The organism is Flavobacterium sp. UBA7682 (assembly GCF_002482945.1).
Lineage (GTDB): Bacteria > Bacteroidota > Bacteroidia > Flavobacteriales > Flavobacteriaceae > Flavobacterium.
Map to the genome: position 1 here is coordinate 1 of NZ_DLGY01000046.1, position 14,766 is coordinate 14,766.

At 35.4% G+C, this 14,766-nt stretch carries 16 protein-coding genes; 7 read left to right on the forward strand and 9 right to left on the reverse strand.

The features are described from left to right. The 3 genes from B3C16_RS13745 to B3C16_RS13755 form a co-directional block, all read left to right on the forward strand. On the forward strand, positions 1–136 hold a 136-nt coding region (locus tag B3C16_RS13745; protein WP_291132942.1), incomplete at its 5' end, for a T9SS type B sorting domain-containing protein. Positions 137–142: 6 nt separating this feature from the next. Continuing rightward, on the forward strand, positions 143–1,141 hold the full coding sequence (locus B3C16_RS13750; protein WP_121311901.1) for a PorP/SprF family type IX secretion system membrane protein: 999 nt from the start codon (positions 143–145) through the stop codon (positions 1,139–1,141). Between the two features lie 40 nt (positions 1,142–1,181). Continuing rightward, positions 1,182–1,697: a gamma carbonic anhydrase family protein gene (locus B3C16_RS13755; protein WP_121311900.1), complete on the forward strand. Its 516-nt coding sequence runs from the start codon at positions 1,182–1,184 to the stop codon at positions 1,695–1,697. Positions 1,698–1,885: 188 nt separating this feature from the next. On the opposite strand, the gene murI is transcribed toward B3C16_RS13755, so the two are convergent. From murI to B3C16_RS13795, 8 genes are all read right to left on the reverse strand, one after another. Next, positions 1,886–2,665 carry a glutamate racemase gene (gene murI / locus B3C16_RS13760; RefSeq protein WP_291132672.1) on the reverse strand — a complete coding sequence of 260 codons (780 nt, stop codon included), beginning with the start codon at positions 2,663–2,665 and terminating at the stop codon, positions 1,886–1,888. Between the two features lie 75 nt (positions 2,666–2,740). Then, complete coding sequence (locus B3C16_RS13765; RefSeq protein ID WP_121311898.1) at positions 2,741–3,241, reverse strand: OmpH family outer membrane protein; 501 nt, start codon at positions 3,239–3,241, stop codon at positions 2,741–2,743. 29 nt (positions 3,242–3,270) lie between these two features. Next, complete coding sequence (locus B3C16_RS13770; RefSeq protein WP_291132674.1) at positions 3,271–4,269, reverse strand: OmpH family outer membrane protein; 999 nt, start codon at positions 4,267–4,269, stop codon at positions 3,271–3,273. 35 nt (positions 4,270–4,304) lie between these two features. Next, positions 4,305–7,025 (reverse strand): BamA/OMP85 family outer membrane protein, encoded by a 2,721-nt coding sequence (locus B3C16_RS13775; RefSeq protein WP_291132676.1) that lies wholly within the window; start codon positions 7,023–7,025, stop codon positions 4,305–4,307. Next, positions 6,958–7,698: an isoprenyl transferase gene (locus B3C16_RS13780; protein ID WP_121311895.1), complete on the reverse strand. Its 741-nt coding sequence runs from the start codon at positions 7,696–7,698 to the stop codon at positions 6,958–6,960. Before B3C16_RS13780 ends, B3C16_RS13775 begins: the two co-directional genes overlap by 68 nt. A 3-nt stretch (positions 7,699–7,701) precedes the next feature. Then, positions 7,702–8,388 (reverse strand): DUF6089 family protein, encoded by a 687-nt coding sequence (locus B3C16_RS13785; protein ID WP_121311894.1) that lies wholly within the window; start codon positions 8,386–8,388, stop codon positions 7,702–7,704. 164 nt (positions 8,389–8,552) lie between these two features. Further along, positions 8,553–9,434 carry an NAD kinase gene (locus B3C16_RS13790; RefSeq protein WP_121311893.1) on the reverse strand — a complete coding sequence of 294 codons (882 nt, stop codon included), beginning with the start codon at positions 9,432–9,434 and terminating at the stop codon, positions 8,553–8,555. Between the two features lie 60 nt (positions 9,435–9,494). After that, positions 9,495–10,154, reverse strand: coding sequence for a CBS domain-containing protein (locus B3C16_RS13795; protein ID WP_291132680.1), 660 nt, complete (start codon positions 10,152–10,154; stop codon positions 9,495–9,497). Between the two features lie 157 nt (positions 10,155–10,311). On the opposite strand from B3C16_RS13795, the gene B3C16_RS13800 reads away from it, so the two are divergent. Both B3C16_RS13800 and B3C16_RS13805 read left to right on the forward strand, forming a co-directional pair. Then, positions 10,312–11,025 (forward strand): pyridoxine 5'-phosphate synthase, encoded by a 714-nt coding sequence (locus B3C16_RS13800; protein ID WP_291132682.1) that lies wholly within the window; start codon positions 10,312–10,314, stop codon positions 11,023–11,025. After that, complete coding sequence (locus B3C16_RS13805; RefSeq protein ID WP_291132684.1) at positions 11,026–11,787, forward strand: alpha/beta fold hydrolase; 762 nt, start codon at positions 11,026–11,028, stop codon at positions 11,785–11,787. Positions 11,788–11,835: 48 nt separating this feature from the next. On the opposite strand, the gene B3C16_RS13810 is transcribed toward B3C16_RS13805, so the two are convergent. Further along, a complete protein-coding gene (locus B3C16_RS13810; RefSeq protein WP_291132686.1) occupies positions 11,836–12,750 on the reverse strand; it encodes a T9SS-dependent choice-of-anchor J family protein in 915 nt (304 codons plus the stop codon). A gap of 216 nt (positions 12,751–12,966) precedes the next feature. On the opposite strand from B3C16_RS13810, the gene B3C16_RS13815 reads away from it, so the two are divergent. Continuing rightward, positions 12,967–13,311 (forward strand): phage holin family protein, encoded by a 345-nt coding sequence (locus B3C16_RS13815; RefSeq protein ID WP_121311888.1) that lies wholly within the window; start codon positions 12,967–12,969, stop codon positions 13,309–13,311. A gap of 91 nt (positions 13,312–13,402) precedes the next feature. Then, positions 13,403–14,737: a trigger factor gene (gene tig, locus B3C16_RS13820; protein WP_291132688.1), complete on the forward strand. Its 1,335-nt coding sequence runs from the start codon at positions 13,403–13,405 to the stop codon at positions 14,735–14,737. Positions 14,738–14,766 lie beyond the last annotated feature (29 nt).

Genomic DNA, 14,766 nt, shown 5'->3' on the forward strand with positions numbered 1-14,766 from the left:
CAGTTCGGCAGGAGATGGATGGGATGGAACCTACAACGGACAACCTTTACCTTCAACAGATTACTGGTTTACGGTAGATTATCCGGAGCAAAACACAACGAAACAATTTAAAGCCCATTTCTCATTAAAAAGATAAATTAAAATGAATTTTAGAAAACTTTGTCTACTAGCTATACTTTTTGTATCTCAGCTTTCAAATTCTCAAGAAGGATTACCTGTTTATTCTGATTATTTATCAGACAATTATTATCTGTTACATCCTTCTATGGCAGGCGCTGCAAATTGTGCTAAGCTTAGACTAACGGCAAGACAGCAATGGTTTGGACAAGAAGATGCTCCGGCCTTACAAACGTTAAGTTTTAACGGTTCGCTGGGAGAAAGATCGGGCGGAGGTATTATTGTTTTTAATGACAAGAATGGATACCACTCTCAAACCGGAATGAAACTGACCTATGCGCATCATTTGTTATTTTCTCGTGATAAGGTTGACTTAAACCAACTTTCATTTGGTATGAGTGCCGGTTTTGTTCAAAGTAGTTTAGATCAAAGTACTTTTTATACTAATGATCCATCGTATGATCCAATAATCTTTAATTCAATTCAAAGAGCCTCTTATTTTAATGTTGATATTGGAGCTTCTTATAACTTCCTAGATTTTTATGTACACGCTACCGTAAAAAATGCTTTGGCAAGTGATAGAAAGTTATATTCAGATAGAGAACCGGTTAATTTAAGAAGATTTATTTTGAATTCAGGTTATACTTTTGGAGAGGAAGAAGGTATTCTTTGGGAGCCATCATTTATGTTCCAATTGGTTACCCAAACCCAAGAGAAAACAGTTGATTTGAATATCAAAGCCTATAAAGAATTAGAGTTCGGAAGATTATGGGGTGGAATCTCTTATAGAAGAAGTCTTGATGGGGCACAGTTTGTAGAAGGAAATGCCGTTTCTGATCAAAAAATGCAATACATAACACCTATTTTAGGGGTGAACTTTAAAAATTATGTGTTCTCTTATACGTATTCACATTTGTTAGGAAACGTAAATTTTGATACCGGAGGTTTTCACCAAATTACTTTAGGGATTAACTTATTCTGTTCTCCGGAGAAATACCACTGTAATTGTCCAGCGATTAACTAATTTAAATATAAGTCCCGAGATTCTCGGGACTATTTTTTTTATGGTAATAAAGTCAGTAAATGGGAAACATCCCCAAATTCCAAGCGATTGTTATGTAGCGGAAAATGCGACTATCGTAGGCGATGTTGTATTGGGCAGTTCTTGTAGCGTATGGTTTAATGCAGTTATCAGAGGCGATGTTCATTATATTAAAATAGGGAATAAGGTCAATATCCAAGATGGTGCGATTATCCACTGTACTTATCAAAAACATCCAACCGAAATAGGAAACAATGTTTCTATCGGTCATAATGCAATTGTACACGGTTGTAAAATTCACGACAATGTATTGATTGGAATGGGTTCGATAATTATGGATAATTGTGTGGTAGAAAGCAATTCGATTATTGCTGCCGGTGCTGTAGTTACTCAAAACACAGTGGTTGAATCGGGGACAATATATGCCGGTGTTCCTGCGAAAAAAGTAAAAGACATTGACCAATCGGATTTTGCCGGAGAAATTGAACGTATTTCGAATAACTATGTGATGTATTCGAGCTGGTTTAAGGAAAGTTGAAATTAAAACGTGGACTTTCGGAGGCAGTCAGGTATTTTTTCTAAGAAAACTAAATGTTTAGCTAGCCCCGATAGCAGTGGAAATCCTTTTGTTTTGTAATAGGGCTTCGACTCCCGAAGCGCGTGACAAAACAAAAGATTGTAGCGCATAGCGGGACAACGGTTCAAAGAAAACCCAATGTCGTGCTCCTAAAAATCTTTACTTTTTACTTCGTATTTATTATTGAGAATGTCATTCAAGACCTTTGGATTGGCGTTGGTGTAAAAAAGCGTTTTTCCTTTTTTGGTGTTATTGCTTAAGCCAACACTTTCAGCCAGTAATTTCTTTGTTTGACGTGCGACAGCTTCACCCGAGTCGATGATTTTAATGTGATTAGGGAGTATTTTTTTGATTTGCGGAATCAAGTAAGGATAATGACTGCAACCGAGCACCAGATAATCGATATTGGCTTCAATCATGGGTTCCAGATAGGCGTGCAATAGACGGTTCATTTCGGGTGAATTGATTTCTCCGTTTTCGATTAATGTTACTAAACCCAGCCCAATTTGTTCAATGATTTTGGTGTCTTGGTATTTCTCAACGGTTTGGTGGAAGAGTTCGCTATTTAAAGTGCCTTTTGTGGCCAAAATTCCGATGACATGTTTTTCAGAATTTAAGGCTGCCGGTTTGATGGCCGGCTCAATTCCGATAAAAGGAACGTCATATTTGGCACGCAATTCTTTGATGGCGTTGGTGGTTGCTGTATTGCAAGCAACGACTATGATTTTACTGTTTTGATTGAGAAGATACTCGGTGTTTTTAATGCTTAATTCGATAATTTCTTCTTTAGACTTTTGGCCGTAAGGGGCATTTTTACTATCGGCGAGATAAATGGTGTCTTCGTACGGGAGCAAATCATGAATTTCTCTCCAAATAGAAGTGCCGCCTACACCGGAATCAAAAAGACCTATGGGATTATTATTTGTCATAGAAACAAAAGTAAAAAAAAACTGCTCAATCCCGAAACTTCAGGTGAGCAGTTTTTTAAGTATATATTTTTGATTTTAGAAACCTAAATCTTTTTTGATATCAGCCGTTAAATCCGGACCGTCAGCTAAAAGTAAATCGGCTACGTTTAAAACGTATTGGTATCCTTTAGCTTTACCAATTTTAGTGATAGAAGCTTTAATTTTATCCATTAAAGGTTTAACTAAATCCGCTTCTTTCTTTTGTAATTCTTTTTGAGCGTTATCTCTGTAATCCGTGATACGTTTTACTAAGTCTTGTACTTCAGTTTGACGAGTTGCGTTAACAGCATCTCCAACAGTAGAAGCTTCTTGGTCATATTTTTTTATCTTATTTTGATATTCTTCTGCCATTGTTTTGTATTCCGCATCATAAGTGGCGCTCAATTTTTCCAATTGCTTTTGAGCATCTAACATCGCCGGCATTTTAGAAATAATTTCATTTACATCTACGTGTGCAGTTTTAGCTTGAGCATTGATGGTATAACTTGTTCCTAAAAACAATACAGTAGCTATTAGTAATGATTTCAATCGTTTCATTTTTAAAGGTATTAATTAATTATTATTGTTTATTCTTCTTTTTTCGGTTCCCCGGTTTTTTCTTCTTTAGCTTTTTTAGCTGCTTCTCTATCGGCTAATGCTTTTTTCTTTTTGTCTTCTAGAGCTTTTTTTCTGTCCTCAATTATTTTTGCTCTTGCTGCCGCTTTCGCTTCTTTTGAATTTGGGTCAACGGTTGTTGAGTCTGAGGTTGTTTTATTGGTTTCAGGTGCTGTTTTGTCACCTGTTGTTTTATCGTTAGCAGGAACCGTGCCATTTTTTTTGGCTTCTCTGGCTTCAAGGGCTGCTTTTCTTTTATCGTCTTGCTCTTTTTTCTTGGCTTCAGCAGCTAGTTTTCTGTCTTCCATTATTTTATCTCTGGCTGCTTTCTTGTCATCTAAAGCTTTTTTTCTGGCGGCCAAGGCTGGATTTTCATCTTCTACATCTTCTTGGTATTCTTTTTTCTCTTGTTCTTTGAGTTCTTTATTAGACAATTGTTCTCTTCTTTCGGCACGAGTAATGGCCCTAACAACTTGGTCGCTAATGTCGTGTCTTTTGGCTGAAAATAACATAGTTAAATCAGAAGATTTGTCAAAGATAAAGTCGTATTTTTTAAGTTCTGCGATGTCTTGTACCGCATTGAATACTTGATCTTGTATTGGTTTAACCAAAACGGCTTTTTGAGTCATCAAGTCGCCATTAGGTCCAAATCTCTTTTGTTGGAAATCTAAAAGTTCATCTTCCTGAAATTTGATTTCTTCTTCACGCTCGTCGATTAGCTCTTTAGTCAATAGTGCTTTTTCGGTTTTTAGAGCATCTTTTAACTTTGCAATTTCTACTTTTTTGGCTTCAATATCCTGCTTCCATTTTTGAGCTTTTTGCTCTAATTGGTTATTGGCTTCCGCATAATCGGGAACATTTTGCAGAATATATTCCATGTCTATGTAGCCAATTTTCACGCCTCTTGTCTGAGCACTGGCTTCAAAAACAAAAGACAAAAGTAATATTGATATTGCAAAATATTTTTTCATACGATTATAATTTAGAAATAATGTATCAAATATAATTAAAATTGTTGACCAATTATAAAATGTGTTTCCCAACCATTCTTTTGAGCAAAACCAGGAACAGCATCGAAACCGTGAGCAAAATCTATTCCTAATAAACCAAACGCCGGCATAAAAATTCTAATACCGAATCCGGCAGAACGTTGCAATACGAATGGGTTGTACTCTTTAAATGTGTTATAAGACGAACCAGCTTCTAAGAATGTTAATGCATAAATCGATGCAGCGGCTTTTAATGTTAACGGATATCTTAATTCTAATGAGAATTTGTTGTACACTGTCGCGCCATCTTGATCAGACAATGATTGGTTAGGATAACCTCTTAACTGAATTACTTCACGACCGTCCAAAGAAAAGTTAGCCAAACCGTCTCCACCAAGGAAGAATCTTTCAAACGGAACTAGTCCACGTCCGCTATTGTAAGCACCTAAATAACCAAACTCACCTAAAGCTCTTAATACTAAAGCTTTTGACTGAGAACCGGCTAATCTGGTGTACCAGTCGGCTTTGAATTTTAATTTATAGTATTCTAACCATTTGAATTTTTCTTGGTCTACTTTACCTTGGTCAACTGCTGCATCTTCAAGGTTTGTTACTACATTTCCGTTTACACCATCAACAAGCGCACCCGGAGCAACCCAATTGTCATTAGCATCGAAATAACCTTCTCCTTTATTTTTGAGTTTATACGCTTCTTGATTTTCAAGATCAGCATAATCTATTCCGTTTAGCAACGAGTATGGTAAAGTGAACTTGGCTGAGAAGCTAAATTCAGAACCTGAAGTTGGATAAATCGGATTTACCCCTTTGTTATTTCTGCTTAATCCAAGCGTGAAGGCTAAGTTACGAGAGGCACCATCACCAAAAGTAAATAAGCCGGTGTTGTAATTATTCAAATCATAATATTGGAAACTCACAGAGTTGGAGAATACAAAATAATCATCCGGCACGGTTAATCTTTTGGCATAACCAACCGATAAGGAGGTAATGTTAAAACTCTTAGTTCGGTCAACATTCGTAGAACGTCCAGAGTATAAGAATTGTTTACTATGTGACAATGAGGTAGAAAATTGAATTGGTTTTTTTCCGCCTAACCAAGGTTCAGAGAACGACAAACTATACGTTTGGAAGAATGAACTGGCTTGTAAACGCAAAGCTACTTTTTGACCGTCACCCATTGGCAAAGGTTTATATGCTTCTTTTTTAAACATATTTCTGGCCGAGAAATTGTTGAAAGACAAACCTAAAGTTCCAATAAATCCGCCACCGCCATAACCACCTTGTAGTTCAATTTGACTTGAGCCTTTTTCAACTACGTTATATTCAATGTCTACAGTTCCTGCAGCCGGATCTACGTTTTTGAATTTTGGGTCAATGGCTTCAGGGTCAAAGAAACCTAATTGACCAATCTCACGAATGGTTCTAACCAAATCTTCTTTACTGTATTTTTCTCCAGGTCGGGTTTTAAGCTCTCTGTAAACTACTCTGTCATTGGTTTTGTCATTTCCAACTACCGTAATATTGTTGAAATAAGCAATTGGACCTTCCATTATTCTTATTTCAAAATCGATAGTGTCATTGGCAGTTTTTACTTCAACAGCGTTGATGTTTGAGAACAAGTAACCATTGTTTTGATACAAGTTGGTAATGTCATCTCCATCTGGTTTTGTTTTGTCAGCGATTCGTTTTTCTAATAAAACGCCGTTATAAGTTTCTCCTTTTTTGATGCCTACTACTCTTTCTAATAATTGGTCTGAATAAACCGAGTTTCCTAGGAATTTAATATTACCGAAGTAGTATTTTCTTCCTTCTTCTACTTTTATATTGATGGCTAATTTAGATTTTTTGGCATTCAAAAACACCGAATCTTTGATTACTCTTGCATCTCTATATCCTTTTTCTTTGTATTTTTCAACGATGGAAGTTAAATCTTCTTGGTATTTCTCCTTGATAAACTTTGAAGATTTGAAAATTCGGATTGGATTGATTTGTTTGGTGTTTTTCATGGCTTTTCTCAGTTTCTTGTCTGAGAATTTTTCGTTGCCATCAAAACTAATTTTGGAGATTTTCAATTTGTCTCCTTTGTCAATATTTACCAACATCTTCACCTGATTGCCTTCAGTAGTATCAGGTGTAGTGGTTATAAAGACTTTGGTTTTATAGTAACCGTCTTTCTTGTATTTGTTTTCGATGTAATTTTTGGTTGTGGTAATCAAGTTTTCATTAACAATTTTACCTTTTGTTAAACTGTTTTCTTTGATTAAAACTTCCGTTTTTGATTTTTTTATCCCTTGAATTTTTACATCACTTAGTTTTGGTAACTCCGCAATATCAAGGTCAAGCCAAATACTGTCGCCTTCGGTTTTATTTACAAAAAAATCAATGTCGCTGAATAGTCCAAGCTTCCCTAATTTCTTAATAGCATTACTAATTTCTTCTCCGGGAACCGTCAGTTGTTGTCCTTTTTCCAAGCCGGAAAAAGTAACTACTGTTTGCTCATTGTAACTAATCTTGCCATTTACCTTAACGTTTGCTAAAAAATATTTTTTTCCTTGTTCAAAAGGGAGTCTATCTTGGGCTTGTAATTTAAAAATACTTCCAAAAAATAAGATAATTAGAAATATTCTTGAGGGTGTAATCTGCACTGAAATTTTATTTAATTTGTTCACTTGTTTTTCCAAATCTTCGTTCTCTTTTTTGATAGCTAATGATCGCTTCATATAAATCGTTTTCTTTAAAATCGGGCCACAGTACGTCTGTAAAATAAAATTCTGCATAAGCGATTTGCCAAAGCAGAAAATTACTGATCCTGTGTTCACCACTAGTTCTAATTACCAAATCTACGTCAGGCAGATTGTGCGTGTAAAGATGCTGATTAATAATTGATTCATCAATAGTGTCTATCGAAATTATATTATTTTTAACTTTATCACTGATTATTTTAACAGCATTTAACAATTCCTCTCTAGAACCATAGCTTAAGGCTAATGTTAAGGTCATTCGGGTATTGTTTTTCGTCTTTTCAATGACAGCTAAAAGTTCTTTCTTGGCTGAGGCAGGAAGCAAATCTATGTTCCCGATACAGTTTAATTTAATGTTGTTTTTTTGAAGGGTTTCAAACTCTTTCTTAAGGGAAGAAATCAGCAATTTCATTAAGGTATCTACTTCCAGTTTTGGGCGGTTCCAATTTTCTGTAGAAAATGCGTAAAGTGTTAGATTGTCAATGCCTAGTTTGGCGCAAGTTTCTACGGTAACTCGAACAGATTTGGTTCCGTTTTCATGGCCAAATGCTCTTAATAAACCTTTTTGTTTCGCCCAACGACCATTCCCGTCCATAATGATGGCAAGGTGCTTGGGTAAATTGTCTTTGTTTATTTTATCTAGTAAATCCATTCTTTATTCTGCGCAATAACATGGTTTTTCTGTAAAGGTATACGTTAATGTAAACCCGGTGAATACATACCAGTCTTTGCTGTTTATATTGCCAAATTTCAATGGCGCTAAATTTTCATTCTTAGGTAAACTTCCGTCCAAATTATCGGTAAAAGTATACCTAGCGCCAACCTCAAAGCCTAAAACTATATGGTCAAAAATATTGCTTTTGACGCCAACAATCATTGGAATAGCAAAAGTGCTTTCAGTATAGTCTTTTTTGGTTTGCCCATTAATCACATACAATTCATCATATGCGAAATAAGTAAGACCGGTGTAGACATAAGGCGTTATTTTCTTTTTCAAAGTTTCGTGCAAATTGAAATCAAAAAAATTGAATTCCATACCGGCAGAAAGCTCTTTGATATTATTTTTAAATTTGTAGCCTCTTAAATTCCTTCCGGGAACTTCCGAGTCTAAATCATTTCCTGAAATAGTTGACTGTGTATAGGAAAACCTATACGAATGCCTTGGGCTTTTATTCCATTTATATAAAATTCCGATAGCCAATTTATTTGGAGCAATGTAATTGGTTTTACCCACATCTCCAATAAAGTTACTTCCGCCTAAGAAAACACCAATCTCATTGATTTGTGCCGTCAAAATATTTTGGAAAACCAAACAAAAAAATAATACTAAAATCTTTTTCATCAAATTGAAAATAGCGTGCAAATATAATAATTCTCAGTACTTATATAGCATGAATTTCGGATTTCTGCCAAATAAAATAAAGTGCTGATAATTACTAATGTTAGCAAGGTTCTATTCTAAAACGTTTTTTTTAGAATTGTAGTATACAATGAGGTAAATTTTTTCTAATTTCTCTTGTCTTCACCCCAAAGTAATTTGGTGCGAAGTGTCTTGAAAAACGTTTCTTCCGGAATTTCCACCATATTAATATTGAATGGTGTTTTCTTAATTTTAATAATCGAATGGTTATCCACCGAAGTGATTCTCGAATCCAAAGAAACCAGATATTGTTCTTCTCGACCCGAAACTTTCAGGGTGATTTCGGTGTTGTCCGGAATCACTAATGGTCGGGCATTGAGATTGTGTGGTGCAATAGGAGTGATTACCAATCCTTTTACTTCTGGAGTCAAAATCGGTCCGCCGCAACTCAAAGAGTAACCGGTTGATCCGGTTGGTGTCGCAATAATTAAACCATCAGCCCAATAAGAATTCAAGTGTTCGCCATTCAAGAAAGTTTCAATTGTAATCATCGAAGTGGTGTCTTTTCGGCTTACAGCGACTTCGTTCATGGCAAAATTAATATCGATTTCCGAATTGTTCGGAGAGCATTCAATCGTAAGTAATGATCTTTCGGATATGGTGTATTTTTTTTCTAATACGATTTGCAGAAATGCACCAATATTTTCTTTCTGCACTTTGGCTAAAAACCCTAATCTTCCGGCATTGACGCCCAAAATAGGAATGCCGGAATCACGAACAAAAGTAGCCGCTCTCAAAATGGTTCCGTCACCACCAATACTGATTAGAATATCAAAACTATTGTCTAAATCGGAATGACTGGAGAAAGTCTTGTATGGTCTTTCGACTATCTTTTCTTCATAAAGTATTTTCAAAAACTTTTCTTCAATGACCAATTCAACATTGTTTCTGTTGAAAAAAACAAAAATATCCTTGATGATCGGTCGCGTGTCGTTTTGATAATATTGTCCGAAGATGGCAACTTTCATTTTTAATGTATCAATTGGTTAATGTAGTAATGTAACAATTTTCAAATTGTCACATTGATTTTACATATTTAAATATTTATCCAAGTATTCCGAACGCTCTTTCAAATTATTCAAATAGTTGTCTTCTTGGTGTTCCGAAATGATTTCGTAATTGTAACGACGAAACGTTTGGATGATTTCATTCATTCCTCCCAAAGTAATTTTAACCGTCACTTGCACTTTTTCCGCATTGGCTTCCGAAACAAAAAGACCTAAAAGCTTCCCATTATTGCTTTCTACAATTTGGGCAATCTGACTCATCGAATAATCATTAGTTGTTTTTTCAACTACAATAATACCGCCGGATTCTTTTAAGAAAGGGGTTTCATTTAAAAATTTGATGACATCTGTGATTTCGTAATAGCCAACATATTTATTGGTTTCATCTAAAATCGGAACCAAATTAGCATTGTTTCGAGCAAAAACTTCTAAAACGTCTAACCAAATCATAGCGTTTCTAACAAAAAAACCTTCTAAAGCATAACGATAATCGGCTAACCTTTTTTGTGTTTCAAAAGTTTCAGCATCAACAGAAGATATACAACCTAAATAAATTCCATTGTCTAAAACCGGAAAATGAGAAAAGGTACTATCAGCAAAAAAATCCTGAAGATCAGCAACTGTTTCTTGGCTCGAAAAAGGTTTAAAATCGTTATTGATGTATTCTGAAAGTTCTCTCATGTATTCTTTTCTTTAGCGACTGCAAAATAATCAAATTTTGGGACATGCCGACTTGGTTAACTTTGTATTTTTGTCTAAAAATTAATTTACCGCGAATTTGAAAATGTTTAGGTTTAAAGAAAAATAGTTTTTCGAATTCGTGGATAAAAAATAAAGCATGACAAAATTAAGCGTAAACATCAATAAAATAGCCACTTTGCGAAATGCTCGCGGTGGAAACGTACCAGATTTATTGCAAGTAGCTAAAGACATTCAGCGATTCGGAGCGCAAGGAATTACCATTCATCCCAGACCGGATGAAAGGCACATTCGATACCAAGACGCACGCGATTTAAAACCAATTGTCTATACTGAATTCAATATTGAAGGCAATCCGCAACACAATTTTATCGATTTGGTTCTCGAATGCAAACCCGAACAAGTAACATTGGTTCCCGACACGATTGGAGCGATTACCTCTTCTGCCGGTTGGGATACGGTTAAATTTCAAGATTATTTGACCGAAGTCATTGCGGAATTTAAACGCAATGGTATTCGAACTTCCATTTTTGTAGACCCGATTTTGAGTATGATTGAAGGTGCCAAAAAAACCGGAACCGACCGAATCGAATTATACACCGAGGAATTTGCGCACCAATATGGTTTGGGCAACAAAGCCGGAATTGAACCGTATGTAAATGCAGCCGTTTTAGCCAATGAATTAGGCTTAGGCATCAATGCCGGACATGATTTAAGTTTGGATAACATCAAGTTTTTCAAAGATAACATCCCGGGATTATTAGAGGTTTCTATTGGTCACGCTCTAATTTCAGAAGCCTTATATCTTGGGTTGGATAATGTGGTGAATATGTATTTACAAAAGTTAAAATAGATGTTACATTCAAGAATTGAAGGCGAAGGAAAACCACTTCTGATAATTCATGGTTTTTTAGGAATGAGTGACAACTGGAAATCATTTGGTTCGCTGTATGCTGCTGAAGGGTTTCAGGTTCACCTGCTCGATTTGCGCAATCACGGTAAAAGTTTTCATTCCGATGAGTTCAATTATACGATTATGGCAAATGATATTTTGCGCTATTGCCAACATTATAATTTATCCAACGTCTCTATTATTGGTCATTCTATGGGTGGAAAAGTAGCGATGCTTTTTGCCACTACCTATCCGGAAATGGTTGAAAAATTAATCGTTGCGGATATAGGTCCTAAATATTACCCGCCACATCATCAAGATATTTTAGCCGGATTAAACGCGGTTGATTTTGCTTCCAAACCTGATAGAACAATGGTTGAAGAAACCTTATATCCGTTTATCCCCGATTTTGGCACCCGTCAATTTTTAATGAAAAACCTCTATTGGATAGAGCCGGGACAATTGGCTTTCCGATTCAATTTACCTGTTTTTAATGCTAAAATAGAAACTATAGGCGGGGCTTTGCCTAATGAAAATCATTTTGACAAACCAACGATGTTTATTCGCGGAGGAAACTCCAAATACATTTTAGATAGCGATGTAGTCGACATTCAAAAACACTTCCCTAATTTTAAGTTAGTAACGATTCCCAATGTTGGACATTGGCTTCATGCCGAGAATCCCAAGCAGTTTTTTGAGGAAACCTCAAGGTTTTTAAAATAAAAAAAGCCCTTTCAATTGAAAGGGCTTTTGTAAAACTATTTTTGATAATTAGCTTTTGATAAATTTCTTAACAACTTTACCTGAATCGGTATTGATGTTCATAAAGTAAACTCCTGAATTTAAATCAGAAACATTCATTTCAACTTGAGAAAGATTGTTTACTTTAAATGATTTAACTGTTCTTCCGTTGATATCAGTAATATTTACATCAGTTAAAAGAATATTGTAGTTGTTTGAAATGTTAACAGTATTGTTTGCTGGGTTTGGATATGTGCTAAACTTGTTTGCTACAGATTCGTTAACTCCTAATGCAGTTGTAGTAACTGAAAAATCATCAATCATAAATCCAAATTGATCTGGAGAAGTACAACGAATAGCTATATAAACTGCTTGTCCGTCATAAGCACTCAAATCATAAGTGTATTCATTGTAAACACCAAAAAGAGTTGTCTCTACTGCTCCTATAGCATCGAAATCTGCAACAGCTGTCGTTCCTGTAGAAACAAAAACTTGAAACTCTTCAGCAGCGTATTCTGCATCGCAAGATTTAGCCCAAAATGATAGTGTGTTTTCAGCAGAAGCTAAAGTGATTTGAGGTGAAATCAACCAGTCATCATTATTTGTAATACCTGCACCTGGAACAGCAGCAAAACAAGCCATAGATTTTTGTCCGGAACGAGCAGTCCAGTTACTTGTAGCAGTTGGAGTTAAACCTGTTCCGCCTGTAATAGTAACCGCAGTTGAGTTAAATACAATATATGCCATTGGAGTTCCTGAATTGGTAAAAGTTGTTCCTCCTCCAAAACCATAAGTGTTTCTTAAATCTACATCTGTTAATGTCCAGTTACCAACATTAGCTTTTGCAAAATTAGTGTAAGAGTCGAAGTTGTCTTCAAAAAGAACAGTTTGAGCATTTGCCCCTAAACTACCGATAAATAAAAAAGAAAGTAATAATTTTTTCATATTTGATTTTATTAAAAAGTTAATTTGAACAAATATAGGAATATATTTTTTTTATTTACAAAAATTTAACTTTTGCATCACAAAATTGTTTTTTTTCAAGGAATAAAAATGAATATTGTGATAAAGTGATTAAAATTTAGAGGACAAAAAAGGGCATTATTGTTCATTGTAAATTGAAATTTATTTGCATATTTGATGTAATAAAATAGAAAACCCATGAAACTACTCCTTAGAATATTAATCTCTGCGCTTTTAGTAATGGCTATCGCTTATCTGATGAAAGGTGTAATCGTTGACCAATTTACCACAGCGCTAACCGTGGCTATTGTTTTGGCCTTACTCAACTTTTTTGTAAAACCTATATTGGTGCTTTTGACTTTACCGGTCACTTTTTTTACGCTTGGATTGTTTTTATTGGTCATCAATGCCATTATAATCTTGCTTTGCGACCATTTTGTCGACGGATTTGAGGTCAGTTCTTTTTGGACTGCGATGCTCTTCAGTATCATCTTATCGCTTTCCCAATCGTTGGTTTACCAAATCACTGGTGAGGCAAAATAACCGGGTAAAAATCAATAAAATAAAAACTTGGTAGGGTTGTAGAAATGTTATAATTTTGCAACCCAATTTTAGTATGTAAAAAACACAAGAAATGAACATCACAAGAAATAATGTAGACGCATTAAATGCTGTAGTTACTGTTGAAGTATCAAAATCGGATTACGCAGAAAAAGTAGAGAAAGTTTTAGCAGATTACAGAAAAAATGCTGCTATTCCCGGATTCAGAAAAGGAGCAGTGCCGATGAGTTTAATCCAAAAACAATACGGTAAAGCTATTTTGTTAGAAGAAGTAAACAAATTGTTGCAAGACAATCTCAACAAATATTTAGTAGAAGAAAAATTAGACATTCTGGGCAATCCGTTACCAAAAGTAACCGAAGATTTCAATTGGGATGTGGAAGATTATAAATTCGAATTCGAATTAGGTTTAGCGCCGGAATTTACAGTGGATTTAAGTGCCAAAAACGATGTGGTTCAATACAAAATCATTGCCGACGATAAAATGTTAAACGACCAAGTGGCCCGTATCCAAAAACAATACGGAAAACTAATCGCCAAAGATACCGTTGAAGAAGGAAACGATGTTTCTGGTATTTTTGCCAACTCCGACAAAGGCATCAACAACAGAACGACTTTATCTTTAGACGTTTTCGCGGATAAGAAAACAGCAAAAGCTCTTATCGGTAAAAAAGTAGGTGATGTAGTGACTTTAAAAACCAAAGGTTTATTCGATGACGATCACAAATTGATGGATTTCTTAGCCGTAGGACACGATGATGTTCACGGTTTAGATATTGAAGTGACTTTCACCATCGACGAAGTAACCACGCACGAACCGGCTGTTTTAGACCAAGAATTATTTGATAAATTATTTGGGCCAAAAGTGGTCACTTCTGTAGCCGAATTGAAAGCCAAAATCAAAGAAGACGCCGAAAAGCAATTCACGCAACAAGCCGACCAAAAATTCTTAAACGATGTGACCGAGTCATTAATCGCCAATACTAAATTTGATTTACCGGCCGGTTTCCTAAAAAAATGGATCCAATCAGCAGGCGAAAATCCGCTAAGCGCTGAAGAAGCAGAAGCAGAATACGCAAAATCAGAAAACGGTTTGCGTTACCAATTAATCGAAGGTAAAATCATCAACGAAAATGGTTTGCAAATCACTTTCGAAGACTTAAAAACCTATACAACCGAAATCATCAAAAAACAAATGGCACAATTCGGTCAAATGGATCCGTCTGACGAAGATGTTCAAGGAATAGTGGCACGCGTAATGTCAAACCAAGACGAAGTTCGTCGTTTGTCAGAGCAAGTAATGAACGAAAAAATGCTAAACTTATTCAAAGACAAAGTAAAAGCCAAGTCTAAAGAAGTAAGCTACGATGAGTTCATCAAAGCAATGTATGGTGAATTAAAACACTAATAATATATTTTACTATATTTGAGCGTCAA